The organism is Streptosporangium sp. NPDC020145, assembly GCF_040631275.1.
Taxonomy (GTDB): domain Bacteria; phylum Actinomycetota; class Actinomycetes; order Streptosporangiales; family Streptosporangiaceae; genus Streptosporangium.
Genome location: NZ_JBEXZT010000008.1, coordinates 1 through 26791 on the forward strand (window position 1 = coordinate 1; position 26791 = coordinate 26791).

24 protein-coding genes are annotated in these 26791 nt (G+C 69.5%); 11 read left to right on the forward strand and 13 right to left on the reverse strand.

Going from position 1 to position 26791, the window contains the following annotated elements; genetic code table 11:
• Positions 1-542 precede the first annotated feature (542 nt).
• A complete protein-coding gene (locus ABZ463_RS16775) occupies positions 543-1619 on the forward strand; it encodes an AI-2E family transporter (protein WP_352009470.1) in 1077 nt (358 codons plus the stop codon).
• 9 nt (positions 1620-1628) lie between these two features.
• Positions 1629-2291, forward strand: coding sequence for a helix-turn-helix transcriptional regulator (locus tag ABZ463_RS16780; protein ID WP_362776860.1), 663 nt, complete (start codon positions 1629-1631; stop codon positions 2289-2291).
• Here ABZ463_RS16780 and ABZ463_RS16785 read toward each other — a convergent pair.
• The gene (locus ABZ463_RS16785; RefSeq protein WP_352009472.1) at positions 2281-3048 is read right to left on the reverse strand and encodes an arylamine N-acetyltransferase; all 768 of its coding nucleotides are present in this window, start codon (positions 3046-3048) and stop codon (positions 2281-2283) included. The genes ABZ463_RS16780 and ABZ463_RS16785 overlap by 11 nt on opposite strands.
• Positions 3049-3063: 15 nt before the next feature.
• Positions 3064-4452: a hypothetical protein gene (locus ABZ463_RS16790; protein WP_362776863.1), complete on the reverse strand. Its 1389-nt coding sequence runs from the start codon at positions 4450-4452 to the stop codon at positions 3064-3066.
• Between the two features lie 141 nt (positions 4453-4593).
• Here ABZ463_RS16790 and ABZ463_RS16795 point away from each other — a divergent pair, with 141 nt between their 5' ends.
• Positions 4594-4803, forward strand: a complete 210-nt coding sequence (locus ABZ463_RS16795) for a DUF1049 domain-containing protein (RefSeq protein ID WP_362776865.1) — start codon at positions 4594-4596, stop codon at positions 4801-4803.
• Here the strand turns inward: ABZ463_RS16795 and ABZ463_RS16800 are convergent.
• The 9 genes from ABZ463_RS16800 to ABZ463_RS16840 form a co-directional block, all read right to left on the reverse strand.
• Positions 4760-5959 (reverse strand): MFS transporter, encoded by a 1200-nt coding sequence (locus tag ABZ463_RS16800; RefSeq protein WP_362776867.1) that lies wholly within the window; start codon positions 5957-5959, stop codon positions 4760-4762. The genes ABZ463_RS16795 and ABZ463_RS16800 overlap by 44 nt on opposite strands.
• Before the next feature lie 129 nt (positions 5960-6088).
• Positions 6089-7246, reverse strand: coding sequence for a glycoside hydrolase family 19 protein (locus ABZ463_RS16805; RefSeq protein WP_362776869.1), 1158 nt, complete (start codon positions 7244-7246; stop codon positions 6089-6091).
• 312 nt (positions 7247-7558) lie between these two features.
• Positions 7559-9841, reverse strand: a complete 2283-nt coding sequence (locus ABZ463_RS16810) for a glycosyl hydrolase family 18 protein (protein WP_362776871.1) — start codon at positions 9839-9841, stop codon at positions 7559-7561.
• Positions 9838-11793, reverse strand: a complete 1956-nt coding sequence (locus ABZ463_RS16815; protein WP_362776874.1) for a fibronectin type III domain-containing protein — start codon at positions 11791-11793, stop codon at positions 9838-9840. Before ABZ463_RS16815 ends, ABZ463_RS16810 begins: the two co-directional genes overlap by 4 nt.
• Positions 11790-13187, reverse strand: a complete 1398-nt coding sequence (locus ABZ463_RS16820) for a cellulose binding domain-containing protein (RefSeq protein ID WP_352009479.1) — start codon at positions 13185-13187, stop codon at positions 11790-11792. Before ABZ463_RS16820 ends, ABZ463_RS16815 begins: the two co-directional genes overlap by 4 nt.
• 99 nt (positions 13188-13286) lie before the next feature.
• Positions 13287-15101: a cellulose binding domain-containing protein gene (locus ABZ463_RS16825; RefSeq protein WP_362776878.1), complete on the reverse strand. Its 1815-nt coding sequence runs from the start codon at positions 15099-15101 to the stop codon at positions 13287-13289.
• A gap of 145 nt (positions 15102-15246) precedes the next feature.
• Positions 15247-17091, reverse strand: a complete 1845-nt coding sequence (locus ABZ463_RS16830) for a cellulose binding domain-containing protein (protein ID WP_352009481.1) — start codon at positions 17089-17091, stop codon at positions 15247-15249.
• Positions 17092-17245: 154 nt separating this feature from the next.
• Positions 17246-17731, reverse strand: a complete 486-nt coding sequence (locus ABZ463_RS16835) for a hypothetical protein (protein WP_352009482.1) — start codon at positions 17729-17731, stop codon at positions 17246-17248.
• Positions 17732-18018: 287 nt separating this feature from the next.
• On the reverse strand, positions 18019-18696 hold the full coding sequence (locus ABZ463_RS16840) for a nitroreductase family protein (protein ID WP_352009483.1): 678 nt from the start codon (positions 18694-18696) through the stop codon (positions 18019-18021).
• A gap of 127 nt (positions 18697-18823) precedes the next feature.
• Here ABZ463_RS16840 and ABZ463_RS16845 point away from each other — a divergent pair, with 127 nt between their 5' ends.
• Positions 18824-19306, forward strand: coding sequence for an Lrp/AsnC family transcriptional regulator (locus tag ABZ463_RS16845; protein WP_352009484.1), 483 nt, complete (start codon positions 18824-18826; stop codon positions 19304-19306).
• A 167-nt stretch (positions 19307-19473) separates the two neighbouring features.
• Here the strand turns inward: ABZ463_RS16845 and ABZ463_RS16850 are convergent, their stop codons facing one another.
• Both ABZ463_RS16850 and ABZ463_RS16855 read right to left on the reverse strand, forming a co-directional pair.
• On the reverse strand, positions 19474-20589 hold the full coding sequence (locus ABZ463_RS16850; protein ID WP_362776882.1) for a putative sulfate exporter family transporter: 1116 nt from the start codon (positions 20587-20589) through the stop codon (positions 19474-19476).
• A complete protein-coding gene (locus ABZ463_RS16855; protein WP_352009486.1) occupies positions 20589-20747 on the reverse strand; it encodes a hypothetical protein in 159 nt (52 codons plus the stop codon). The genes ABZ463_RS16850 and ABZ463_RS16855 overlap by 1 nt, the downstream gene beginning before the upstream one ends.
• A gap of 135 nt (positions 20748-20882) precedes the next feature.
• On the opposite strand from ABZ463_RS16855, the gene leuE reads away from it, so the two are divergent.
• The 7 genes from leuE to ABZ463_RS16890 all read left to right on the forward strand — a co-directional run bounded on the left by leuE (position 20883) and on the right by ABZ463_RS16890 (position 26763).
• A complete protein-coding gene (gene leuE, locus ABZ463_RS16860; protein WP_352009487.1) occupies positions 20883-21572 on the forward strand; it encodes a leucine efflux protein LeuE in 690 nt (229 codons plus the stop codon).
• Between the two features lie 126 nt (positions 21573-21698).
• Positions 21699-22334, forward strand: coding sequence for a VC0807 family protein (locus ABZ463_RS16865; protein ID WP_352009488.1), 636 nt, complete (start codon positions 21699-21701; stop codon positions 22332-22334).
• Positions 22335-22401: 67 nt separating this feature from the next.
• A complete protein-coding gene (locus ABZ463_RS16870) occupies positions 22402-22875 on the forward strand; it encodes a TspO/MBR family protein (protein WP_352009489.1) in 474 nt (157 codons plus the stop codon).
• Between the two features lie 237 nt (positions 22876-23112).
• Positions 23113-23742 (forward strand): DedA family protein, encoded by a 630-nt coding sequence (locus ABZ463_RS16875; RefSeq protein WP_352009490.1) that lies wholly within the window; start codon positions 23113-23115, stop codon positions 23740-23742.
• A gap of 258 nt (positions 23743-24000) precedes the next feature.
• Positions 24001-24828 (forward strand): DMT family transporter, encoded by an 828-nt coding sequence (locus tag ABZ463_RS16880; protein WP_352009491.1) that lies wholly within the window; start codon positions 24001-24003, stop codon positions 24826-24828.
• Between the two features lie 10 nt (positions 24829-24838).
• Complete coding sequence (locus ABZ463_RS16885) at positions 24839-26047, forward strand: glycosyltransferase (protein ID WP_362776886.1); 1209 nt, start codon at positions 24839-24841, stop codon at positions 26045-26047.
• Positions 26044-26763 carry a DUF998 domain-containing protein gene (locus tag ABZ463_RS16890; RefSeq protein WP_352009493.1) on the forward strand — a complete coding sequence of 240 codons (720 nt, stop codon included), beginning with the start codon at positions 26044-26046 and terminating at the stop codon, positions 26761-26763. Before ABZ463_RS16885 ends, ABZ463_RS16890 begins: the two co-directional genes overlap by 4 nt.
• Positions 26764-26791 lie beyond the last annotated feature (28 nt).

Genomic DNA, 26791 nt, shown 5'->3' on the forward strand with positions numbered 1-26791 from the left:
ATGTCGCCATGTCGTGCGTTAGGACGGGTTTGTGCTTCATGCACTGGCTTTTAGCACACTGTTGAGTTCTCAAGAAACGGACGCGTTCACCGTCCCCCCCGAACCGTTTTACCGGCCGGAATTCCGGGGCGTTTCGTTTCGTTCATTTCGTTGTGTCTTTATTCTTTCAGACCCGCTTTTTCGTGTCAAACCGATCCGACCGGATCGCATTTTCTTCGATAAAGCCTGTCCGAGGAATTTCAGACCGCCCCGTCTCCGGAGCAACCCTTCCAACTTACTCCAACATCCGGGCCTTGTCGAACCGGCACCCTGCGCGACGCATGCGTCATGCAGGGAAAGTGGATCATTGGAAGGGGTCCCGAGGCCTTGGCGATCTTCGCCGACCCCCTCGGGCCTGTGAACTCTATGTAAGGCCTCCGTCGCCGTCAAATCGACGATCACCCGGCGGTCGAAGAGGTGATCGGCGCGGTGATCAAAACAGGGAACGCATCAAAGACCACCCCACAAGGCCGCTTCTCTTCCCATATGGGTAGAGATCCAATATGACGGAGCAAAGACGGATTCCCCGGGCTCTCGTCGTGCTGCTCTGCGCGGCGGGCGCGGTGGTCACACTTGCCGGAGTACGGGAAGCCGGGTCGATCATCGGGCCCGTTCTGCTCGCACTGGTGCTCGTTCTGGCGGTCGCCCCTGTCAGGGCAAGACTGGAAAGGCGGGGCGCGCCCGGCTGGACGCTCGTCGCGGCTCCCCTGGCTCTCGTACTGCTCCTGCTGTTGAGCATGGTCGCGGTCCTCGCTCTCTCCGCCGCGCAGCTGACGACCCTCGCCTCCACCTACGGGCAGCAGTTCGACCAGTTCGTCGTCCAGGTACAGCAGTTCGCGGCGCGACTGGGCATCGGCAACCAGCAGGTGAACCAAGTGATCAGAACCCTCGACCCGGGAAAGGTCTTCGGGATCATCAGCGGCTTCGCCTCCGGACTGCTGGGGGTCTTCTCCAGCCTGGTGATCATCGTCATCGTGGTGCTGGCGATGTGCCTGGACGCCCGGGCCATCTCCTCCGTCCTGTCGTCCCGCCTGGCTCGGGAACACTCCGAACTCGTCACGGCGCTCGGCCACTTCGCGCACAACACCCGCCGTTATCTGGTCGTCTCCACGGTCTTCGGGCTTGTCTGCTCGGTGTTGGACGTCATCGCGCTGTGGGTGCTCGATGTCCCGCTTCCGATTCTGTGGGGTGTGCTGGCGCTGTTCACCAACTACGTCCCCAACGTCGGCTTCGTCATCGGCTTGATCCCGCCGGCGCTCCTCGGCCTGCTGCAGGGCGGTCCCAAGACCATGGTCCTGGTGATCGTCTGCTACATCGCGATCAACTTCGTGGTCCAGTCACTCGTCCAGCCCAAATTCCTCGGGGACGCGGTCGGCCTGTCCACGACGGTGACCATGATGTCCCTGCTGCTGTGGGCGTTCGTGCTGGGCCCGCTCGGAGCGTTGCTCGCCATTCCGCTGAGCCTGCTGGCCCGCGCCCTGCTGGTGGACAGCGACCCCGAGGGGCGGTGGGTCGCGGCGCTCATCTCGGGGAAAGTCGTCGAGGACGGCCGGGACCGAAAACCCGCGAGGCCGTCCTAGCCTGGAGGCATGTACCGCGAGTGGGCCCCGGATCCGGCGATCGCCGGGCGGGTGACCTGTGTCTGGACGAGCCTCGCCGTCTCGGCGGCCACGCAGCTTGTGGTTCCCGACGGCTGTGTCGACCTGATCTGGGGGCCGGACGGCCCGCACGTCGCCGGGCCGGACACCGGGCCGATGCCGGTGCGGATGCGCCGGGGTGACCGTTACACGGGGGTCCGTTTCCGGCCTGGCTCGGTGGGCGAGGTGTTCGGCGTTCCGGTCGAGGCGCTGCGTGACGCCAGGGTGCCGCTCGACGAGCTGGGGGTGTTGCCGGACCTGACGCTCCGCACCATGCAGGAGACGCTGGCCGTACGGTTGCGCGAGGTTCCTGAGCCCGATCCGGCGGCGCCGGCCATCGCCGAGGCGCTGCGGACGGGCAGGACCGTCGCCCAGGCGGCTTGGGAGCTCGGTCTCGGGGAGCGGCAGCTGCATCGGCGGTCGCTGCGCGCCTTCGGGTACGGGCCGAAGACGCTGCAGCGGGTGGTGCGTTTCCAGCGGGCGTTGCGGCTGGCCAGGCGCGGGACGGCGCTGGCCGAGGTCGCGCTGGCCAGTGGGTACGCCGACCAGTCCCACATGGCCAACGAGGTCAGGCGGCTGGCCGGGGTGTCCCTGGGCGGGCTGCTCAGCCGGTGACCCGTTCTCCGGGCGGTGTGGGCGGAGCGTCCAGCCTGATACCGAAATGGTCGCGGTAGGCGGCCAGGATCTCGGCGTCGGTGGTCAGGGTGGTCTCCTCGCGCTCGTCCCCCACGGTGCGGACGAGCTGCCTGTCGTTGAGCGTGAGACGCCCGTCCTCGGTGAGGAGGGAGCACACGAGCGAACGGGTGAAGTGGGACTTGGGTGAGGTCTGCTGCCACCAGCAGGTCGCCTCGTAGTCGGCCAGGACGCGTGGCCGCCGTTCCAGGCGATATTGGGGCACGCCGTTCTGCAACACGTCGATGTCCCCCTCCTCTGCCTCGACCAGCCGGAAGACCCCGCCCTGGTCAGCCTGGTCGGTGCGCAGGTCGAGCCGGAGGGGACGGTTGACGAACCTGCCGAACCCGACGTCGACGAGCCACGGCTCCGGGGTGTCGACGCGTAGCGCCATGTGGTCGAAGGGCGGGCCGAGCGAACCTCCGGAGAAGACCCTGGCCGCCAGCATGGTCACCCGGTAGCCCAGCGAGCGGAGCAGTACGGCGAAGGCACCGTTGAGCTCGTAGCAGAAGCCGCCCCTGCGGCGGCCGACGATCTTGTCGATCAGGGCCTGTTCGCTGAGCGTGACGGGTTCGCCGAGGTGGATGCTCAGGTTCTCGAACGGCACCGTCCGCAGGTGGCGCAGGTGCAGTTCGCCGAGAGCCTCGGCGTCCGGGCGCGGAGGGCGGGCGGCGCCGATCCGCGCCAGATATTCGTCCATGGGGGTGTTTCCCGTTCAGGCTGCGGCCGGGGCCGTGGGAGACAGGGGATCCGAGGCCTTGGAGACGCGGCGCGCCCAGGGCATGGCCATGACCAGGATCGGCAGCAGGACGATGGAGGCGCGGGACCAGATCGAGTGCATGGCCCACCAGGTGTCGGTGTCGAACTGGGTCAGGTAGAGGTAGCCGCAGCCCGCCCAGAGGGACACGCCGATGATGGCCGGCCAGGCGAAGCGGGTCGGGCGGGCGACCAGGAACGGCATGAACCACAGCAGGTACTGCGCGCCGAGCCTGGGCGTGGTGACCATGAAGGCGAGCAGCAGGGCGGTGGTGAGGTCGATCGGGTCGGCCCGGCGCCAGAGGAAGGCCACGACCAGCATGGTGAGGTAGATCAGCCGGGTGCCGAAGGTCGCGATCCCGGAGTGGAGGGTCCAGTCGCCACCGACGAGGATGGCGCTGTAACCCCACTCACCGACGATCGGCCTGACGTCTCCCATGACGCGGATGACCTCGGGAAGCTGATCCAGCGAGGTTCCGGCGAAGACGGGCAGGGTGGCCAGGAAGAAGATCGGTGGTACGGCCGTCGCCACGAACGCGGCCAGCCGGGAACGGAAGGTCGGCAGCAGCAGGAGCATCCCGGGGATCAGCCAGATCGGCCAGCTCTTCGCGCACAGGGCCAGTCCCATCAGCAGGCCGGCGATGATCGCCCTGCGCATGACGGCCGAGTCGCCGTCGCGGGGGGCGAGCGCCGTACGCACCGAACCACCGGGGGCGAGCGCGCCGCCCGGCGCGGTGAGGCTCCGTACGGCTCCGCCCAGCCCGAGGGCGGCGACGCGTTCGCGCGCCAGGGCGAACACGTCGATCCTGAGGCCGGGGCGCTCGGGGTCGCCGGGGCCGCGGGCGACCACGAAGGCGGCGACACCGAACAGCAGGGCGACGGGTTCGACCTGTCCGTGGATCGAGGCGACGAGGATGGCCAGCGGGTTGCAGGCGTACTGGAAGGCGCGCAGGGAGGCCTTGCCGCCGCCCGCGAGCTTGCCGACGAGCGGGATCAGCGCGATGTCGGCGACCACGGTGACGAGCCTGCCGCCGATCTCCCACGGGATGCCCAGCCATAGCAGCAGGCCGTACACGTAGGGGATGGTGGGCAGGAAGTGCCAGCCGCCCTCACTGCCGATCACGGGGTCCTGACGTCTGAGGATCGCCTCGCCCGCAGGCTTGAAGCTCTCCATGAAGTCGACCGGCTGCCATCTGCTCATCGCGGCCAGGACCATGATGAGCACCCGGAACACGATGCCCACCACGAGCACGAGGACGGGAGACGGGCGCCAATCTCGCCACTGGGCGACCAGAGCCAGCACGACACCTGTGACGAGGACAAACCCCGTGAGAATTGCGTAGTCCATGACGGTAACAGCCTGCCGGAACCGGTCGCCTCACGCCCACTCGGTCTCGAAAACGAGACCTGTCTCTCAGCTTACATCACTCAAAGCTCTACAATCGTTACAAATGGTAGCCCCTGGGGGTGAGTCCTGGTCGTTCGGCAAGTGGATCGCCGAACCGCCCAGGAGGGTGTGGGTGGCGCCGGCCCTGCTGTGCTCGGGGTGGGCTTCGTCGCGCAGAACCGGGTGCCCGTCAGGATCCGCTGGATGGTCTTCGGCGTGACCTGGCCGCTGTGGCCGGCCCTGCTCGTGATGCCGGTCGTCGGCGTGCTCATCGGGGTGCCGGCCCGTCGCCGGTCGGCGCGGCGGAGGTGAAGGCCTTCCTGGTGTAGAGCAGCGCGCCCAGCGCCGTCAGGGCGAGCAGGAGATAGCCGATCGTGTAGGCGTGGGCCACGGAGTAGACCACTCCCATGACCAGTGGCGGGAAGTAGCCGCCGAGACCACCCGCCGCGCCGACCAGGCCGGTGACCGTTCCCACCCTGGACGGCTCGACGAGTTTGGCGACCAGGGCGAAGACGCCACCCGTGCCGAGGCCGAGGAACAGGGCCGTCAGCACGAAGCACAGTCCGGCGGGGATCTCGGCGGGCGGTTCGAAGGCCAGCACGACCGCCATGATCGCGGTCCCGGCGAACGAGACCAGCAGCACCCTGGTCGCGCCGATCCGGTCGGACAGCGCGCCGCCGACCGGCCTGGCGAGGACCGCGGCCATCGAGAACCCCGCGTCGCGCAGGCCCGCTCCGGTCTGGGTGAAGCCGTAGACGACCTGCAGCAGGGTGGGCAGGTAGGTCGAGAAGGCGACGAAACCGCCGAAGCAGACGGCGTAGAGGAACGCGCACTGCCAGGTCGCCTTGATCCTGACGGCCTCGCGCATCCGGGGCAGCGCGGGCGCCGTCGCGGATCGCCATTCGGGTGAGTCCCGGCTGACCAGCAGCATCACGACGCCCATCACGGCCAGCAGCACGGCCATCAGCACGTGGGTCTGGGCCCTGCCGAGCCACTCGACCAGGCGGGGCGTCAGGAACGCCGAGACGGCGGTGCCGCCCATGCCCATGCCGAAGACCCCGGTGGCGAAGCCGCGCCGTTCCGGCCGGTACCAGGCGTTGACGAACGGGATGCCGACGGCGAAGGAGGTGCCGCCGAGGCCGAGCAGGAAGCCCCACAGCAGCAACCAGCCGTAGGAGTCGGACCAGCCGACCCCGAGCACCGGGACGATGGTCACGAAGCACACGACGGCGAACATGAGCCGCCCGCCGAGCTTGTCGGTGAGCACGCCGACCGGGATGCGGCCGAGCGAGCCGACCAGCACCGGGATCGCGACCAGCAGGGAGGTCTGGGGCGGCGACAGGCCGAGCTGCCTGGTGTAGCTCCCGGCGAGGGGCCCTATCAGGTTCCACGCCCAGAAGGTGATGGCGAAAGCGGTCGTTGCGAGCACCAGGTTGACGACCTGGCCCCGGCGAAGTTCGTTCGGCATGCGCACCCCCGACATCACAAATGGTAACCATCTGTGATGGATCACTCACAAGGGGTGCGACCCGCGAAAGGAAAGATGGACGGATTCCGGCCTGCGACCTTGGCCGGAATCCGTCCGCCGGGCGGAAACTCAGCAGCTAAGGTTGCCGCCCGGAGTCACACCGAGGATCTGAGTGAACCTCTGGTAGCTGTTGATCCTGCTCTGCACCTGGGAGGGGTTGCCTCCGTTGCACTCCAGGGCGCCGTTGATGCTGCGGATCGTCTCACCGAACCCGGCGCCGTTGACCATCGCGTTGTGCGGGGTCATCGTGCCGGGGCCGTTCTGGGTCATCCAGTACCAGATGCCGGTCTTCCAGGCCACGGCCGGGTCGTTCTGCACCAGGTTGGGGTTGCGCAGCAGGTCGATGCCCAGGGCGTCGCCGGCGGCCTTGTAGTTGAAGTTCCAGCTCAGCTGGATCGGGCCCCGGCCGTAGTAGGCGGCCTGGCCGGCGGGGCAGCCGTACGGCTGGCTGGCGTCGCAGTAGTGCGGGTAGTTCGAGGTGTTCTGCTCGACGACGTAGACCAGGCCGCCGGTCTCGTGGCTGACGTTGGCCAGGAACGCCGCCGCCTCCTGCTTCCTGACCGTGTCACTGCCGGTGCCCGCGAACGCCGGGTAGGCGCTCAGCGCGTTGACCAGGCCGTTGTAGGTGTAGAAGGGGTTGCGGCTCGGGAACATCTGGTTGAACTGCGCCTCGCTGACCACGAAGCCGCCCGGGTTCGGCGTCGTCGACGTCGGGGTGGGCGTGGGGGTCGGCGTGCCGGAGGGGCGGCAGACGTACGGCGACCAGTACCACGTGCTGATCACGGGGTCGTAGCCCGGGTTGTCGTGGGTTGCCTGGTAGTAACGGCCGTTGGTGTACCTGACGATGTCACCGGTGACGTAGTTCCTGCCCGCGACCCAGTCGGGGTGGTCACAGGTCGGGACGGTCGGGGTCGGCGTGGGGGTCGGCGTGCCGTTCCCGCACACCCCCTGGTCCGCCCACACGATGGCGACGCCCGGCGTCTCGTTCTGGGTCCACCACTTGGCCGACCAGTTGTGGCCGTTGTAGGAGGCGGTGTTGCCGCCCGTGTAGACCTTCGAGGAGTTCCAGGGGTCCGCGCAGGCGGCGGCGACCGCGGTGGAGGTGGTTGCGGTCGTTGAGGCGGTCGTTGAGGCGGTCGTTGAGGCGGAGGCCGCCGGGAGGACGACCGCCAGGGCGCCTGTCACCGCGGCCGCGGCGATGGACGCCATGATGCGTAGTCTCGTCACTTGCTCACTCCTTGGGGCGAAGTCCTTGGGTGGAGTCCTGCGCGGACTCCTGGGGGAGTCCCTGGGGTGATGTCCTGGGGCGGAGACACGGGGACCGGCAAAGACAATCGGCGCCGGAGGTCCGTCTCCCCCGGCGCCGATGGGAACCTCGCCGCCGGGGGTCCGTCTCCCCCGGCGGCGATGAACACCTCGCCTCCGAGGGTCCGTCTCCCTCGGTGACGATGTACACCTCGCCGTCGGAGGTCCGTCTCCTCCTCCGGCGATGGAGACCTCACCGCCGGGGGTCCGTCTCCCCCGGCGGCGAGGGGCCTGTCAACTCAGGGCGTCAAGGTAGGCCCTGTGGTTGCGGGAGAACTCGAAGTTGTTGTACTTGTCCCAGTTGATCGACCAGGTCATCAGACCCCGCAGGCCACGGTAGACACCCTTCGGCTTGTAGGAGCCGCAGTTGGTGCCCTTGCTCAGGCAGTCGAAGGCCTTCTGGACCTCGGCCACCGAGGTGTAGCCGTTGCCCGCGTACTGCGCGGCGGGCAGGCCGATGGCGACCTGCTCGGGGCGCAGGGCGGGGAAGACGTTGTTCGGGTTGCCCGCGATCGGGAAGCCCGCCAGCAGCATGTCGGTCATCGCGACGTGGAAGTCGGCGTTGCCCATCGTGTGGTACTGGTTGTCAAGACCGGTGATCGGCCCGGAGTTGTAGTCCTGGACGTGCAGCAGGGTCAGGTCGTTACGCAGCGCGTGGATGACCGGCAGGTAGGACCCGGCCCGCGGGTCGGCGGAGCCGCTCGCGCCGGGACCGTAGAACTGGTAGCCGAGCTGGACGAAGAACGTCTCCGGGGCCATGGTCAGCACGAAGTTGGCGCCGTACTTGGCCTTGAGGGTCTTCAGCGCGGAGATCAGGTTGACCACGACCGGGGTGGTCGGGGACGCGAGGTTGGTGTCACCGGCGTTGAGGTAGAGCGAGTGGCCCTCGAAGTCGACGTCGAGGCCGTCGAGGCCGTACTTGTCGATGATGGCGCTGACCGACTCGACGAACTTGTCACGCGCGGCCGTCGTGGTGAGCTGGACCTGGCCGTTCTGGCCGCCGATCGAGATCAGCACCTTCTTGCCCTGGGCCTGCTTGGCCTTGATCGCCGCGATGAAGTCGGCGTCGGACTCCACGCTGGGGCACTCGGCGACCGGGCAGCGCACGAAGCGGATGTCACCGGAGGTCACCGAGGTCGGCTCGCCGAAGGAGAGGTTGATGAAGTTCCACTCCTTGGGCACGTCGGCCATCCGCACGTAGCCGGAGCCGTTGGCGAAGGAGGCGTGCAGGTAGCCGACCAGCACCTTGTTCCCGGGCGGCGGGCTGTCGCCGACCGTGACCGAGACCTCGCCGGACTTGCTCGACTCACCGGCGGGGTTGAAGGCGCTGACCCGGTAGGCGTAGGTGCCCGCCGGAAGGGTCTCGCTGAAGCCCGTGGTCGTCGTCGTGCCGACCTTGGTGTTGCCCCGGTAGACGTTGTAGCCGGTCGGGTTGCCCGAGGCCGGGCTCCAGCTCAGCGTCACGGTGCCGCCGTTGGCCGTGGCGGTCAGGCCGGTCGGGGTTGCGGGCGGCGGCGGGGTGTCGTTGCCGACCGTGACCGAGACCGTGGCGGACCTGGCCGACTCGCCGGCCGAGTTGACCGCGCTCACCTGGTAGTTGTGGTTACCGGGCTGGGGGCTGTCCGCGTAGGTGGTCGTCGTGGCCGAGCCGACCTTGGCGCCGTCGCGGTAGACGTTGTAGCTCGTGGCGCCCTCTGAGGCGTTCCACTTCAGCGTGGCGGTGGTCACGCTGCCCGTACCGGTCAGGCCGGTGGGGGTGGCGGGCACCTGCGGGGTGTCGTTGCCGACCACCAGCGTGACCGACGCCGACTTGGCCGACTCGCCCACGGCGTTGACCGCGGTCACCTGGTAGACGTGGGAGCCCGCCGGGGCGCCCAGGTCGGTGTAGGTGGTCGTCGTGGCCGAGCCGACCTTGTTGCCGTCACGGTAGACGTTGTAGCTGGTGGCCCCCTCGGAGGCGGACCACTTCAGCGTGGCGGTGCTGGGGGTGCTGCTGCCGGTCACGTTTGTGGGAACGGCGGGCGCCCCGGCTCCGGGAGGGCCGTCCAGGACGATGTCGTCGGCCTGGTAGGCGCCCTGGCCGTACCAGCCGTTGACGTAGACCGTCACCGAGTTGGTCGAGGCGCCGGTGGTGAAGGTCCGGGTCAGCTGGGAGTAGGCCGACGGCGAGGACGTCCACGTGCTCTGGTCGGTCGTGCCCGTGCCGGTCACGCCGAGGAACACGTAGCCGCCGCGCACCCAGCCGGACAGGGTGTAGGAGGAGGACGGCTTGACGGGGACCGTCTGCTGGCAGCGCGCGGTGTCGGCGCCCTGCGGCGTGGCCTGCAGGGCCTTGGACCCGCCGTGCACCGGCGAGGAGACCGCCGTCGCGCCGGAGGAGGCCGTGCAGGTCCAGCCGGACAGGCCGTCCTCGAAGCCGGGGTTGTTCGCGATGTTGGCGGCGCTGGCGGGCGTCGCGGCGAGCATCGTGCCGCCGATCGCCAGTGCGGCCGCCGTGGCGAGCTTCCTGAGGTTCATCCGGTGAATCCCTTGAAGATTGTGGTGAACTCCCACGGCGACTGTGAGATGCCGCTGCAGGTGGGCGATACCTGACCGTTGGGGCAGCCGCCGTTGTCACGGCCGGCCGACCAGAAGCCGATGTAGGCCACGTGGTTGCTGTTGGCCCAGTTGAGCAGCGAGCGCGCGTCCGCCTGGGTGGTGGTCGATCCGGTGTCGTTCTTGCCGATCATCGGGGTGAGACCGAGCATCTTCTTGAGCTGCGCGTCGGTCTTGGCGGGCCAGACGCCCTTCATCTGGTTGAGGGTCGCCTGGGCGGCGCTGATCAGCGCGGCGCCCCAGTTGCCGCTGTAGCCGAAGTCCATCAGCATCGGGTTGACGATGAGGTTGAGACCCTTGGCGGCGGCGTCCTGCAGGATCGACACGGAGAACGGGTCGAGGCCGTAGTCCGCGCCCTGGATGCGCAGCGTGTAGCTGATCACGGTGCCGCGCTCGGTCTGGAGCTGCTTCAGCGCGGTGTTGACCTTGTTGACGTCGATGGAGGCCTCGACGTCGACGTCGAGGTGGTTGGTGCCGACGGTGTCGAGCACCTTCTTGTAGGCGGTGAGCAGCGCGGCGGAGGTGCCGCAGGTGTGCTCAAGGTAGGGACCCTGGGCGCCACCGGTGGCCACGATGACCTGGCCGCCCTTCGCCTGGAGCGCCTTGACGTCGTTGATGATGCGCGGCTCGTCGATCGGGATGGTGCCGCCCCAGGCCGGGTTGCAACCGGTGCTGTCGCCGAGGGCGAAGGCCAGGGTGTAGTTCTTCACCCCGGTGGCGTTGGACGCGCTGACCAGGGAGGGCGTCGGCATCGTGATGTCGATGTAGGGCGCGTAGCGGATCTCACCGGTCGGAGGGAGGGTGTCGTCGCTGGTCTTGCCGCTGACCGAGGGACCGTACGCGGAGCAGTTGTTCGATCCGTCGCACGCCCTGACCCGGAAGCCGTAGGTGGTGTTGGCGGTCAGGCCGGTCGCGGTGTGGCTCAGGTTCGCCCCCGCGCTGACCGGGGCCCCGTTGTCCCTGGAGACCTCGTAACGGTCGACCTTGCCCGAGTCGTCGGTCGAGGCCGACCACGCCAGGTTCAGCGAGTTGGCCGTGGGACCGCCCACGGTCAGGCCGGCCGGCACGCTCGGCGGGGTGGTGTCGGGGCCGCCGGTGGTGGTGCCGTTCACCACGGAGGTGTAGGCGGAGCAGTTGTCCGAGCCGTCACAGGCGCGGACCCGGAAGCCGTAGGTGGTGCTGGCGGTCAGGCCGGTCGCGGTGTGGCTCAGGTTCGCGCCGACGCTGACCGGCGTCCCGTTGTCCCGCGACACCTCGTAGCGGTCGACCTTGCCGGAGTTGTCGGTCGAGGCCGACCAACTCAGGCTGAGCGTGCTGTTGGTGGCGCCGCCGACGGCCAGGTTGCCGGGGACGGTCGGCGGGACGGTGTCCGGGGGCGGGGTGTCGTCACCGGGAGGGCCGTCCAGGACGATGTCGTCGGCCTGGTAGGCGCCCTGGCCGTACCAGCTGTTGACGTAGATCGTCACGGACTTGGTGGACGCGCCGGTGGTGAAGGTCCGGGTCAGCTGGGAGTAGGCCGACGGTGAGGACGTCCAGGTGTTCTGGTCGGTCGTGCCGGTGCCGGTCACGCCGAGGAACACGTAGCCGCCGCGCACCCAGCCCGACAGCGAGTAGGACGAGGACGGCTTGACGCTGACCGTCTGCTGGCAGCGCGCGGTGTCGGTGCCCTGCGGCGTGGCCTGCAGGGCCTTGGACCCGCCGTGCACCGGCGAGGAGACCGCTGTGGCCCCCGAGGTCCCCGAGCAGGTCCAGCCGGTCAGGCCGTTCTCGAAGCCGGGGTTGGTGGCGATGTTGGCGGCGTGGGCCGGCGTGGCGGCGAGCATCGTGCCCCCCACCGCCAGTGCGGCCACCGCGGCGAGCCTCCTGAGGTTCATCCGTTGTACCCGACGAAGATCTTGGCGAACTCGTAGGGCGTCTGGGGGATGTTGGTGCACTTGTACAGGGGGCCGTTGCAGGCGTTGCGGTCCCGCGTGCCCTCCCAGTACGAGAGCATCCCCAGGTGCTTGGACTTGGCGAAGGCGACGAGCTGGCGGGCGTCGGCCTGGTCGAAGACCCTGCCGTCGTCGTTCTTGCCGAGCATCGGGGTGACGCCGAGCATTCTCCACAGCTGGGCGTCGTTCTTGGCCGGGTAGAGGGTCTTGAGCTGGTTGAACGTGCTGTTGGCCGCCTGGATGGCCGCGTCACCGTAGTCGGCGTCACGGTAGTAGTCCATGGCCATGACGTTGACCAGGTCGAGGTTGACCCCGGCGTCCCTGGCCGACTTGACCACGTTGATGCCGCTCTCGACGAGGCCCTCGGGCAGCACCGGCAGGGTCAGCGAGATCTTGAGGTTGGGGTAGGTCTGCTGGAGCTTGGCCAGCGCCTGCGACCTGCGGTTGACGGAGGCGGTGTCCTGGGTGGCCGCGCCCTCGATGTCCAGGTCGATGTACTTCAGGCCGTAGGTGTCGACGACCATCTTGTACTCGTTGTAGAGCGCGGTGACGTCGGTGCAGGCCTGGGCGAGCTCGACGCCGCTGGCGCCGCCGAAGGAGATCTTCACGTCACCGCCGGCCGCCCTGATGGCGTCGATCTGGTCCTTGGCCCACCCGGAGCGCGGGTCGAAGGCGCCGAACCAGGTGGCCTTGCAGGTCCCGGCGCCGATGAAGGCGAGGGTGTAGTTCTTGACCCCGGAGGCCGTCACCATGTCGGACAGGACCGGCGTCGGCCAGGCGCCCATGTCGACGTAGGGGGCCATCCACAGGTTCCCGCCGGGCTGGACCGTCGGAGTCACGGTGGGAGTCACCGTCGGGGTCACGGTGGGCGTGACCGTCGGGGTCACCGTGGGGGTCACGGTGGGCGTGACGGTCGGCGTCGGCGTGGGGGTGGAACCGCCGTCGCAGGGGTTGCCGTTGAGCGTGCAGCCGGTCGGCGAGCCGGTGCCGGTGGAGACCCAGCCGAAGGTGGCGGTCGCGCCGGGCGCGAGCGTGCCGTTGTAGTCACGGTTCTTGAAGGTGTACTTGCTCCCGGACTGCGTCATGAGCGAGTCCCAGTAGGAGCCGACCCCGGTGCCCGAGGGCAGGTCCAGGACCACCGTCCAACCGTTGAGCGTGGTGGTACCGGTGTTCTTCACGGTGATCTGGCCGGTGTAACCGCCCGACCACTCCGATGCCTTGGTGAAGGTCGCGGTGTCCGCCTGGGCGGGCGCGTTGACAAGCAGTGTCGCTCCGCAGGCGAGCGCCGCGGCGACGGCGAGCGTCGACAGCCGCACTCGTGTTGATCGTTGGTTCATGACCTGCCTCATGGGACTTCTGGGGGGTGTGGGGGGTGTCATGGGGTGTCATGGGGGTACGGCCCGCGGCCCGGTGCACGGGGCCGCGGGCCGTACCGGCTAGAAGCCGGCGGTGATCTTGGTGAACTCCCAGTCGGCCTGCGCGACGCCGCTGCAGGTCTCCTGGACGCCGCCGCCGGGGCAGGGGCGGTCACGGTTGGTCGACCAGAAGGCCAGGCGGGTCAGACCCTTGGACTTGGCGTAGTCGGTGATCTGCTGCCAGGTCGCCGGGCTGGTCACCTCCTGCTGGTCGGACAGACCGTTCATGCCGGAGATGCCCATGTGAGCGTAGGCCTGCGCGTCGGTCCAGCCGTTGGCGGACTTCAGCGCGTTCTTCAGGCCCTCGGCCGCGTTGACCGTGCTCTGGTACATGTTCGCGCCGCCGTTGAAGTCGAACGGCATGATCGTGTAGTTGTCGATCGGCACGGCCAGCGCCTTGGCCTGGTTGATCAGGCGGATGCCGTGGCTGGTCGGGCCGGTGGTCGCGGTGCCGAAGGTCACGACGATCTTGACGTTCGGGTTGGCGGCCTTGACGATCTTGAGACCGTTGAGGATGCGGTCCTGGACGGTGTAGTTCTCGAACTCGTCGGTGTTCTCGATGTCGAAGTCGACCACGGCCGGGCCGACCGCGTCGATGACCTTCTGCACGGCGCCGGCGAAGGCCTGCGGGGTCGAGCAGTTCGGGCCGAGCTTGTTACCGCTCCAGCCACCGAAGGAGATCTGGACGTTGCCGCCCGCGGCCTTGACCGCGTTGATCGCGGCCTGGTCGGCGCCACCGGTCAGCGGACGCTGCCCGTCCCAGGCCGGGTTGCACCCGTTCTGGGCGAGGATGAAGGCCATCGTGAAGGACTTGATGCCGGTGGCGTTCATGACGGTGGTGACGCTGGGCGGGTTGCCCCAGCCCATGTAGAGGTACGGCGCGCCGGGCATCTTGGCCGGGTTCGGGTTGGTGCAGCCCGTGGTGGTGCCGGTGACGGCGGCGCTGGCGGCCGACTCGCCCTGAGAGTTGTAGGCCTTGACCGTGTAGGTGTGCGGCTCACAGGTGCCCAGGTTGGAGACCGTCGCCGAGGTGCCGGTCACGGTCGCCTTCACCGTGGAGCCCTCGTAAACGCGGTAGCCCGTCACCGTGCCCGAGGAAGCGCCCCACGACAGCGAGATGGAGGTGTCGGTGGTGCCGCTCACGGTCACGTTGGCCGGGGCGCCGGGGGTGCCGGTGGTGCAGCCGGTGGTGGTCGCGCTGACCGGGTCGGTCTTGGCACCCTCGCCCGCGCCGTTGTAGGCCGCGACGGTGTAGGTGTGCGCCTCACAGTCACCCAGGCCGGAGATCGTCACCGAGGTGCCGGTCACGGTCGCCTTCACCGTGGAACCCTCGTAGACGCGGTAACCGGTCACCGTGCCGGACGCCGTGCCCCACGACAGGGACACGCTCTTGGAGCCGCCGGTGGCCGTCACCGCGCCGGGCTTGCCGGGGGCGGTCTCGGTGCTGCCGCCGCCGCAGTCGGCGCCGTTGACCTTGCAGCCGGTCGGGGTCGCGTCACCGGGGGAGGCGATGAAGCCGAAGCTCACGCTGCTCCCGGCCGGGAGGCTGCCGTTCCAGCCGACGTTGCTGAGCGTGAAGTGGGTACCGCTCTTGGTCAGGCTGGCGTCCCAGGCGGAGCTGACGGTGCCGCCCGCGGGCAGGTCGAACTCGACCTTCCAGCTGCTCAGGGCGGCGCCGCTGTCGTTCTTGATCGTGTACTTGCCTTCGAAGGCCGAGCCCCAGCTTGAGGTCTTGGTGAAGGTCGCCGTCACCCCGGCCGCGTGGGCCGGGGAGGAGGCGAGCAGTACACCCGAGGCGGCGATGGCCGCCGCCACGAGAATACGAAGAGGACGCATGTTCCCTCCATGGGGAAGAGGTGCGAGAAGTGCGGTCTTACTTGGGGGGTGTCACTTCGTCGTGACCTAGGTAGGGCCCGCGCCCCGGGGGCGGAAGACGCGGGCCGTACCGGCTGTGTGCCCGTGGGGATGTTTCCCAGGGCCCCTAGGGGAGGGTGGCGAGGTGCGGCTTGACGGTCTTGGAGAAGTTCCAGTTGTTGCTGGCGTCCCAGTTGATCGACCAGGTCATCGCGCCCCTGATGCCGGGGTAGGCGTTCGGGGGAACGAAGGAGCCGCAGTTGGTCTTGGTGGCCAGGCAGGTCAGCGCCTGGTTCACCATGGAGGGCGCGACGATGCCGCCGCCCGCGGCGCCGGGGCCCGCGGGCAGGCCGAGCGCGACCTGGTCGGGGCGCAGACCGTTCTCAAGCTGGATGCAGGCCAGGGCGGTCATGAAGTTGACCGTGCCCTGCGAGTAGGCCGCCATCTTGTCGCAGCCGAGCATGGAGCCCGAGTTGTAGTACTGCGTGTGGACAACGGTGAGGATGTCCTTGATGTTCAGCGCGAGCTTGAAGTACTCGGCGCCCGGCGACTGCATGTCGATCGTCTGCGGCGCCATCGTGATGATCAGGTCGGAGCCGGCCTTGGCGCGCAGCGACCGCAGGGCCTGACCCATGTAGGTGGCGTTGAGGCCGTTCTCCAGGTCGATGTCGACGCCGTCGAAGCCGTAGTTCTGCATCAGGGCGTAGACGCTGTCGGCGAACCTGGTCGCCGCGGCCGAGCTGGCGACCTGGACGCGGCCCTTCTCACCGCCGACCGAGAGGATGACCTTCTGGCCGCGCGAGTGCACGGTCTGCACGTCGGCCTTGAACTGGGCGTCGGTGTAGCCGCCCAGGGAGGCCGACAGGCCCGGGTCGATGCCGAAGACGACCTCGCCCGCGGTGGAGCTGGCCTCGCCGAAGGAGACGGCGATCAGGTCGTACTCCTTCGGCACCGAGGAGAGCTTCAGCTCGACCGCGGGGTTGTCGAAGTTGTGCCAGTAGCCGGTGAGGAAGTGCTTGGGCAGCGGCGTGGTGGTGCAGCCCGTGGTGCTGGTGCTGGCCGGGTCGCTCTTGGCGCCCTCACCGTTGTCGTTGTAGGCCGCGACGGTGTAGGTGTGCGCCTCACAGTCACCCAGACCGGAGATCGTCGCCGAGGTACCGGTCACGGTCGCCTTCACCGTGGAACCCTCGTAAACCCGGTAACCGGTCACCGTACCGCTGGCCGCGCCCCACGACAGGGACACGCTCTTCGAGCCGCCGGTCGCCGTCACCGAGCCGGGCTTGCCGGGGGCGCCGGTGGTGCAGCCGGTGGTGCTCGCGCTCGCCGGGTCGCTCTTGGCACCCTCGCCCGCGCCGTTGTAGGCCGCGACGGTGTAGGTGTGCGCCTCACAGTCACCCAGGCCGGAGATCGTCGCCGAGGTACCGGTCACGGTCGCCTTCAGCGTCGAGCCCTCGTAAACCCGGTAACCGGTCACCGTACCGCTGGCCGCGCCCCACGACAGGGACACGCTCTTCGAGCCGCCGGTCGCCGTCACCGCGCCCGGCTTGCCCGGGGCGGTCTCGGTGCTGCCGCCACCGCAGTCGGCGCCGTTGAGCTTGCAGTTCAGCGGTACGGAGTTGGCGCCGCCCGGGGTGCCGAGGAAGCCGAAGCTCACGCTGCTGCCGCTGGGGACGCTGCCGTTCCAGCCGACGTTGCTGAAGGTGATGTGCTGGCCGTTCCTGGTCAGCGTGGCGTCCCAGAACGAGCCGACGCTGACACCGGCGGGCAGGTCGAACTCGACCTTCCAGCTGCTCATGGCGGTGCCGCTGTCGTTCTTGATCGTGTACTTGCCTTCGAAGCCCGACCCCCAGTCGCCGACCTTGACGAAGGTCGCGGTGGCCGAGGCGGCCTGTGCTGGGAGTGCGACCGCCGTCGCCGCCGCGGCGAGGGCCGCCGCGGCGACGAGCGATCCGGCTATGACGCGAAATCTCACGTTAACCTCATGCATTCGGTGGGGGGGTGGCCGTACGGCTCGCGCTCCTTTTTGGGGGGTGCTCCTCTGCAGGCGGCGAGGAGGCGGAGCGCAAGCCGTACGGCGGGTAGGGCGCGGTCCCGGGGCCGCAGGAAGGCCGGGTCCACGCCATGGTTCAGCGCAGGCCGTCGCCCGGCACGCCGAACGAAGAGGCGCCGTCGCTGGTCGTCTCTTGGTTCGCCGTACCGGTCGCGTGCCCGATCTTCCGGTGTTCACCGGTGATGACCGGCTGTACGCCGACCCGCGGAGTCCGGCCGACGGTGTGTTCGGCCCGTGCGGACGCGCGCGGATCGCCCGGGGTGTTCCGCGTGGCCGCGTCGTTACGGCTCACGCTGGTCGAAACGCTGGTCGAAACGCTGGTCAAGGCGATGATGGAGCCGAGATGCCGCCCGTGACCGGTGGGCGGCGTGTTCTCGCGCCGGGTTTGCCGGTGCGCGGGAACCGCGATGGTGACATCCTTGGGCGTGTGCCCGCCCCGTGGCCCCGACCACCGGCCGCAAGGCCGGACGAGGGTGGCGGTGGTGGTGCCACCTGGCGCGAACGCCCCGTGCGGGGAGCTTGCAGCCTCAGTCAGGACGAGTAAGGGAAGGGTACGCCACATGATCGCTCCCTTGACAGGGGAACCTGGGGGGTGGAGTCGTCCGAACGGCCGGACCTTCACATGGTGATGACTGCCGTCTTGGCGTTCTCGCAGCTCGCGATCGATCAAGGCGGTGGGGGGCGCACCATCGTCGTCTCGTCTCCTCATTTCTTTTAGGAAAGTTTCCTAAGAGTTGTCGCGATCGTAGCCTTGACAGAGATTTGCCACAAGGCCCAAAAGCTCAAGGATTCAACGATCCAGCTAGGCACGTTCCAAAATCTGCCCTCCTTTCCGCCTCCGCGCGCCGGTCACTCCTCGCCGAGCACCTGTGACAGCGGTTTGCGGGTGAGATCGGGAACCTCCGCGTCGTGGGCCGCGTAACCGACCGGGAACAGAATGTAAGGGCGCTCACTGCCGGGACGTCCGCAGATCTCGGTCAGGAACGCCATCGGGTTCGGGGTGTGGGTGAGCGTCGACAGACCCATCTCGTGCAGCGCGGCGATGAAGAACCCGCACGCGATGCCGACGCTCTCGTTGACGTAGTAGTGCTTGACCCGGGTGCCGTCGGGGCGGACGCCGTACTTCTCCGCGAAGCAGACCACCAGCCACGGCACCGTCTCCAGGTAGCCCTTGTCCGAGGTGGTCTCCAGGTGGGCCAGGGCCTCGCGCCACTCGGCGGTCAGCCGGCCGCCCTCGTAGTTCTGCCGCTCCTCGATCTCGGCGGCCTCCCTGATCCGCTTCCTGGTCTCCGGGTCGCCGACGACGATGAACTTCCAGGGCTGCTGGTGCGCCCCTGACGGCGCGGTGTTGGCGGCCCTGATCGCCAGCTCGACGCACTCGCGGGGCACGGGCTCGTCACTGAAGAAGCGCACGCTCCTGCGCCGGTCCATGTGCTCGTAGAACCTGCGGCCCCGTTCCACCATCTCGGCCTCGGGGTACCGCGTGGGCCGGTAAGGAATGAAAGGGTGGGAATGCTCGCGTGCCATTTCTCCTCCATCTTTGCCGTATATGCCATATATGCAGGCGTAGTGTGATTGGCAGTCCCAGACTGGGCAACACACCCGCCGTTTCACTGCCAGATCGTCAGTGAAGGGCACGGCGCGCACTTCGGAGGTGGACAGATTGGCAGCCCGGCGGAACGGCCTGGACGAGCTCGACCGCAAGGTGCTCCACCTGATCAGGGAACGCCCGAGGACCGGGCTGCTGGAGATCTCCCGCCTCCTCGGCGTCGCCAGGGGCACCGTCCAGGCCCGCCTCGACCGGATGGTCTCCGACGGGGTGATCACCGACTTCGGCCCCAACCTCTCCCCCCGCGCGCTGGGGTACCCGGTGCAGGCCTTCACCACGCTGGAGGTCGAGCAGGTCTCCAGGGCCGAGATCTCCGCCGCGCTCACCGCGATCCCCGAGGTCCTGGAGGCCCACATCGTCACCGGTCCCGGCGACGTCTGGTGCCGGATCGCGGGCCGCGACCACGAGCACATCCAGGAGGTCATCGACGAGACCCTCACGATCCCCGGCGTACGGCGCAGCAGCACGGTGATCACGTTGTCCACGGTCGTCCCGCACCGGGTCCAGCCCCTGGCCGACCGAGGCTGAGACACCGGTTCCCGGGAACAGCCGGACCCCGGCGGGCGATCCGGAGACGGGCATGCCGGCGGCGGAGGCGGACCGCCGAGCCGCCGACCGGGCCGAGGAGGCCGGGAAGGGCTGTGACAGGACGAACGGCGGGCCGTCGCGACGGCCCGCCGTACCGGACTCCGGTCTCAGGCGGCGCTGAACCCGCCGAACAGTGCCAGCGCAAGCCCGAGGGCGACGACCACGTTGACCAGGGTCGCGGCGGCGAAGACCCCGACCGGGCGCCAGCCCGCCTCCCGCAGCGAGGCGACCCTGAACTCCAGGCCGATGCTGACGAAGGCCAGGATCAGGAACCAGACCCGCAGGTCGTTCACCTCCCCGATGACCGCCTTGGCCTGCGTGACGGCGACCGTGCCCTGCCACCAGGTGGCGATCACCGAGGCGGCGACGAAGCCGAGCACGAACTTCGGGAAGCGCCGCCAGAACTCGCCGAGACCCGGCCCGCGCGTGCCGGGGCGCCGCTCGACCCGGAAGACGAAGTAGGCGGTAAGCCCGATGGTCACGACGCCGATCAGGGCGTTCTGGGTGACCTTGACGATGCTCGCCACCGCGAGCGCGTTGTCACCGACGATCGCGCCCGCCGCCGTCACCGCCGCGGTGGTGTCGATGTTGCCGCCGATCCACGCCCCGGCGACCTCGTCGCTGAGCCCGAACACGCCCGCGAGCCAGGGCAGGACGAAGATCGAGGGCAGCGCGAAGGCGATCACCAGACTCGCGCTGTAGGCCAGTTGCTCACGCCTGGCCTGTACGGCTCCCGCCGCGGCGATGGCCGCGCTCACCCCGCAGATCGAGACCGCGGCCGACAGCAGCGCGCGCAGCCGTTCCTCAAGGCCCAGCCTGCCGCCGAGCCACCAGGTGAACAGGAACACCGAGGTGATCAGCACGATCGCCTGGACGATCGCGGGACCGGCGGCCGTGACGATCACCCTGAGGTTGATCGAGGCGCCCAGCAGGACCAGGCCCGTCTTGATGAAGAACTCGGTCCTGAAGCCGCCGGACAGGCGCTCTCGCACCCCGGCCAGGGTGAGCACGGCGTTGCCGGCCAGCCCGATGACGATCGCGTAGACCGGGTACTCGACGGTGGCCGCGATGTTCCCGAGCGGGGTCCCCTTGAGCAGCTCGGGGACGTTCTGGTCCAGATAGCGGGTCGCCGCGGCCAGCAGCAGCACGACCAGGACGCCCGACAGCGCCCATCCGGCGCCGCCCTGACGCCGGGACACGACGTTCGTCTCCTCGATGCTCATCAGGGCACCAGCCCTACGGGGATCACGCCGACGAGGACCAGTGCCAGCAGCACCAGGCCCACGATCGTGGCCGCCCAGTCCTCGTTGACCGCCGTGCGGCCCTCGCTCTCCACCGCGGTCTCCGCGGGGGTCTCCACAGGGGGATCGGTCTCGCTCATCTCACGACCTCACTCGTCGTCCGACGTCACCCCCGAGTCATTTCCATGGTAATTCGATAGGGATTAAAGGTAAAGCGGTACGACGCGTGGCGGTAGCGTGTGACGGATCACGCAACGTCCCCCTGGAGCACGACCATGTTCTTCGGCATAACCGACATATGGACTTATGTCCTCGGCGCCTTCTTCATCATCCTGTTGCCCGGCCCGAACTCGCTCTACGTGCTCACCACCGCCGCGCAGCGCGGCGTACGCCAGGGATACCGCGCGGCCGCCGGGGTGTTCATCGGCGACAGCGTCCTGATGGTGCTCGCCTCGGCCGGGGTCGCCTCACTGCTGAAGTCGACGCCGATCCTCTTCAACGTCGTCAAGTACGCCGGCGCGGCCTACCTGGCGTGGATCGGCTTCCAGATGCTGCGCGGAGCCTGGCGCTCCTGGCGGACGTCACAGGACGCCCAGGCGGCTCAGGCGGCCCAGGGAGCGCAGGCCGGGCGGACGACGCAGGCCGCGTCCCGGCGCGGTGGGGAGAACCCCCTGCGCAAGGCCCTCGTGATCAGCCTGATGAACCCGAAGGCGATCCTGTTCTTCATCTCCTTCTTCATCCAGTTCGTCGACCCGGCCTACGGCATGCCCGCGCTGTCGTTCCTGATCCTGGGCGTCATCTGCCAGGTGTTCAGCATGCTCTACCTGTCTCTGCTGATCTTCGGTGGAACGTTCCTCGCCGCCCAGTTCAGGACGCGCCGCAAGCTGGCCGCCGGGCTGACCACCGGGGTCGGCGCGCTCTTCCTCGGCTTCGGCGCGAAGCTGGCCACGGCCTCCATGGGCTGACGCCTCCCCGGCCCCGGCGGGACGGCTCGGGCACTCACCCGGCTCGGATACGGTGAATCGCCGTCCGGCACGGGAGTCTCCGTCCCCCGATCCGAGACGTCCGGCGGCCGTCCCCTGGGGAGCGTCATGAGCCATCCGCCCGTCGTCCTGCCCCGCCTCACCGCCCTGGTCCGGCAGGCCGTGCCCAAGCTCCTCGAAGGGGTGGTCGCCCCCCTGGCCGTCTTCTACGCCGCGCTGGCCGTGCTCGGGCTCAACGGGGCCCTGATCGCGGCGGTGAGCTGGGTCTACGCGGGGGTCGGCTGGCGCCTGGTCCGGCGGGTCAGGGTGCCGGGGACGATGGTGCTGGCCGCCATCGCGATCACCGTGCGGGCGCTGCTCGGGCTGTGGAGCGGAAGCGCGGTGGTCTACTTCCTCCAGCCGGAACTGGGCACCATCTGCATCAGCGTGGCCTTCCTCGCCTCGGTGCGGCTGAACCGGCCACTGGCGCAGAAGCTCACCCTCGACTACATCCACCTGCCCTCCGCGGTGCTCAGGCACGAGCGGGTGCGGCGGTTCTTCGCCCGGATCACCCTGCTGTGGGCCTTCGTGCTGCTGGCCAACTCCTCGGTGAGCATCTGGCTCCTGCTGCACGAGTCGATCGGCACCTACCTGCTGGTCCGCACCGGCGTCGTCGCGCTGATCAGCGGTCTCGCCGCGGCCGTCTCCGTCTACGCCTTCCGCCGCGTCCTGCGCCGCCTGCACCACGACCCGGCCCCCGCCTGAGCCTTTCCCTCCCCGCCGGGGAAACCGTCCTCGTCTGAGCCACGAAGACAGGGGCAGGGAGGACCTCATGGACATCGCGGAAAATCCGAAACGCTGGCTCGTGCTGCCCGTCTTCATCCTCGCCCTCGCCCTGGTCGCCGCGGCCGGGGCGCTGGCGGCGGGAGACGCGGGCGGTGAGTACCTCATGCTCGACCGCCCCGCGTGGGCACCGCCGCGGTGGCTGTTCGGTCCCGCGTGGACGGTGCTCTACGTCATGATCGCGCTGTCGGGCTGGCTGGCCTGGTCGGCGCGCGGCCTGACCCCCGCGCTCGGCGTCTACGCCGTCCAGCTCGTCCTCAACGCGCTCTGGACCCCGCTGTTCTTCGGCGCCCACCTGTACGGCGTCGCCTTCGCCGAGATCGTGGTGCTCTGGGGGACGATCGTGGCCACCGTCGTCATGTTCCGGCCGATCAGCCGCCCCGCCGCCTGGCTGCTGGTGCCGTACGCGCTGTGGGTCACCTACGCGGGCGCGCTGAACCTGGCCGTCTGGCTGATGAACTGACCCCGCCGCGCGGGATCTCCTGCCGGAACAGGAGGGCGCATGACGAAAGTAGGGGGTCACCACGACCGAACGCGGGATGTGCCGACCGCCCTCTGCTTCCTAGGGTCGAGATGACGCGCCCCTGAGGGGCCCTCAGGGGGCGCTCCCCGAAAGCTCGGGGACTCCCCCTGATGCCCGACATGCGGGCCGCCCGGCACCGTGCTGTGTGCGGTTCCCGATACCTACAGGAGTGCGGCTGTGACACAGGCCATCCTCGACGCCGTCCACCAGGCGATGTCCTCGCCGTGGATCTATCTGGCGCTGTTCGCGCTGGCCATGCTCGACGGCTTCTTTCCCGTGGTCCCCGCGGAGACGGCCGTCATCACGGCCGGTGTCTTCGCCGCCTCGACCGGCGCACCCAGCCTGTGGCTGGTGATCGTGGTCGCGGCACTCGGAGCGTTCGCGGGCGACCACATCTCGTACGCCATCGGACGCACGACCAACAGCCGTCTGAGGGGCGGAAGGCGCAGCGGCAAGGCGATCGCCTGGGCGGAACGGGCCCTGGCCGAACGCGGCGGGCTGGTCCTGGTCGTGGCCCGTTACATCCCCGCGGGCCGGACCGCGTGCACCCTCACCATGGGCGCCGTCGCCTACCCCCGGCGCTCCTTCGCCCTCTTCGACGCCCTGGCCGCCGTGTCCTGGGCGATCTACTCGGGGCTGATCGGCTTCGTGGGCGGCGCCGCCTTCGAGAACGACCCGATCAAGGGGCTGCTGCTCGGCCTCGGCATCGCCCTGTCGATCACGGCGGTGGTCGAGGTGGTCCGCTTCACCCGGCGGCGCCGTACGGCCGAGCGGCACGAGCGGACCGCGGCCGGGGTCCGCGACTGACCCCTACCTCCTTTCCCCCGCGCCCGCGGGGAGGGAACTCCGTCACCTCGGAGAAGGCCGTCGCTCCGGCCACGAGGCCCTGACGGCCCCCGAGCCCGACCCCGGGGAATTCCCCGGGGAGTCAGGGAGAACCCCGATGGTTCCGGGGTCCGTGCCGCGAGACGCTGCCACTGGTTCACCGGAAGACCCCAACCGGTCGCCTCCTTGAGGTGTCTCGGCCATCTCGCCATGTCTTCATCTGCAGTGGAAGGAGTGCGCATGACCGTGTTGGCCGTCGGCCTGGCGTTGCTGGGATCGCTGTTCTTCGCGCTCGGAGCCGCGTTGCAGCAGCACGAGGCGGCCGGTGCGGAACGACCCACGATCGGCCGTCTGTTCCGGCGCCCGCGATGGCTGCTCGGCGGGCTGTCCATCGGGGTCGGGACCGGCCTGCACGTCCTCGCCCTGAGGTACGGCCCGCTCACCGTCGTCCAGCCGATGGGCGTGGCCAGCCTGCTGTTCGCCCTGCCCTGCGCCGCCGCCCTCGGCGGTCGCAGACCCACGTCCCGTGAACTGTCCGCCGCCGCGGTGATCGCCGTCGGGCTCGGCGGCCTGGTGCTGGTCGTGCCCCAGGGCACCGGAGACCCCCACCTGAGCACGACGGGGGTGGTGGCCCTGCTCGCGGGGGCGGCCATCACCGCCCTGGCCCTGTGGGCGGCCTCCCGGCGGACCTCTCCGGCGGGACGGGCCGGGCTGCTCGCCATGGCCGCGGGCGTGCTCTACGGGGCGACCGCCACCCTCACCAGGGTCCTGGTCTACGGCGACTGGGACCTCTGGCTGGTGCTCGCCGTACCGCTGCCCTGCCTGGTCGCGCTGGTCCTGCTGCAGCACGCCTACGCCGCCGGCCACTTCGGCGTCGCCTTCGCCGCGCTCCAGGTGGCGGACCCGCTCACCGCCGTCGTCTTCGGAGCCCTGCTGCTCGGTGAACCGCTGCCGACCGGCGCGGTGAGCACGCTGACCGCGCTCGCCGCCGCCTGCCTCACCGCTGCGGGCACGGTCGCGCTGGCCCGCACGACCCCGCTGTCCCCCAACGTCCGATTAGATCGATGAAGGAGTATCGATGGTCACCTCAGCCGCCCCGATCCTCGCCCCGTCCCCCCTTCCCCAGAGGCCGAGACGGGTTCTGATCGCCACCGACACCTACCCGCCGGACGTCAACGGCACCTCCTACTTCACCCACCGCCTGGCCTGTGGCCTGGCCGGGCGGGACAACGAGGTCCACGTGATCTGCTGCTCCGACGAGGGCCCGGCCAGGACCGAGTCCCTCGACGGGGTGACCGTGCACCGGCTGCGCTCGGCCCCGCTGCTGGTCCACCCGACCATGCGCGTCTCCCTCCCCTCCAGGCTCGACCGGCTGGTACGGCACATCGCCCCCGACGTGCTCCACGTCCAGGGACACTTCGTGGTCGGCAGGGCCGCGATCTCGGCGGCCAGGCGCGGCGGCGTCCCGGTGGTCGCGACCAACCACTTCATGCCCGACAACCTCTTCCAGTTCGCGCACGTCCCCGGGCCGTTGCGGGAGCAGGTCGCCCGGCTGGCCTGGCGCGACTTCAACCGGATCTTCTCCCGTGTCGACCGGGTCACCACGCCGACCAGGATCGCCGCCGGGCTGCTCACCGACCGGGGCTTCACCCGCTCGGTCGAGGCCGTCTCCTGCGGCATCGACCTCGCCCGCTTCCACCCGCACGCCGAGCCCAGGGCGTGGGCGCGCAAGGCCTTCGACCTGCCCGACCGGGACACGGTGCTGTTCGTGGGGCGCCTGGACGAGGAGAAGCGGCTTGAGGACCTCGTCCGCGCGCTGCCGTACGTCCTCAACGAGACCGACGCGCAGATCGCGCTGGTCGGCACCGGCGGGCAGCGGGCGGCGCTGGAACGGCTGGCGCACCGGATCGGGGTCGGCGACCGGGTGATCTTCCTCGGTTTCGTGCCGGACGAGACGATCCCGCAGGTGTACGCCGCGGCGGACGTGTTCGCGATGCCCAGTGTCGCGGAGCTGCAGAGCATCGCGACGCTTGAGGCCATGGCGACGGGCCTGCCGGTCGTCGCCGCCGACGCGATGGCCCTGCCCCACCTCGTACGGCCCGGCGAGAACGGCCACCTGTTCGCCCCCGGCGACGTGCGGGGGCTGGCCAAGCACCTGGGCGACCTGCTGCGCAGCCCGCAGGCTCGCGCCTCCATGGGCGCCGTGAGCCGCTCGATCGCGCTGACCCACGACCACCAGGCCTCCCTGGCCAGGTTCGAGGCGATCTATCAGGAGGTGGCGCGGTGAGCGCGGGCGCCCTGGGCAGGGGCGCCGTCGGCACGGGAAAGGAAAGCGAAGGAACCGTGAAAGAGGAGAACGCGGGCGCACGCGCCGTGTGGCGCTGGCCGGGGGTCGCGGCGGCGCTGCTGGCCGTCGCCGCGACGCTCTACGCGCACGTGGCCGCGGGCCAGGTCGATCCGATGACGACGTTGATCAGCGACTACGCGCTGCTGGGCGCCAGTGCCCCGGCGATGGTCCTCGGCACGATCGCGCTCGCCGTCGGCTCGGTCTGGGTCTCCTACGGCCTGGCCCGGGTGGACCCGGCGCGCAGCGCCGCCGCCCGGGTGCTGTTCCTGGCCGGGGCCGTCGGCCTGCTGCTGACCGCGGCCTTCACCACGGACACCGCCGCCGGGACCCTCTCGGCGGGCGGGGAGATCCACCGCTGGTCGGCGGCCGTGGTCTTCACCGCGCTGCCCTGCGCGGGCTGGCTGCTCGGCAGGAGGTTCAGGAACCCGCTGCTCTCGGTCGTCAGCGCGCTCTCGGTGGTGCTCCTGGCCGCCTTCCTGGCCGCCCACCCGGGCTCGCTGGTCTCCTCCCTCATCGACGGCCCCGGCTACTACGGCCTGCTCCAGCGCCTGCTGGTGCTGAGCGACGCCCTGGTCGTCCTCCTCGCCTCCCTCGGCCTGGGCGGCAGAGGTGAGACATCTCGCGTACCGACCCTCGGGGTACCTACGCTAACGTAGGTTACGGTTCCGTAGTCTGTGAGGGAGA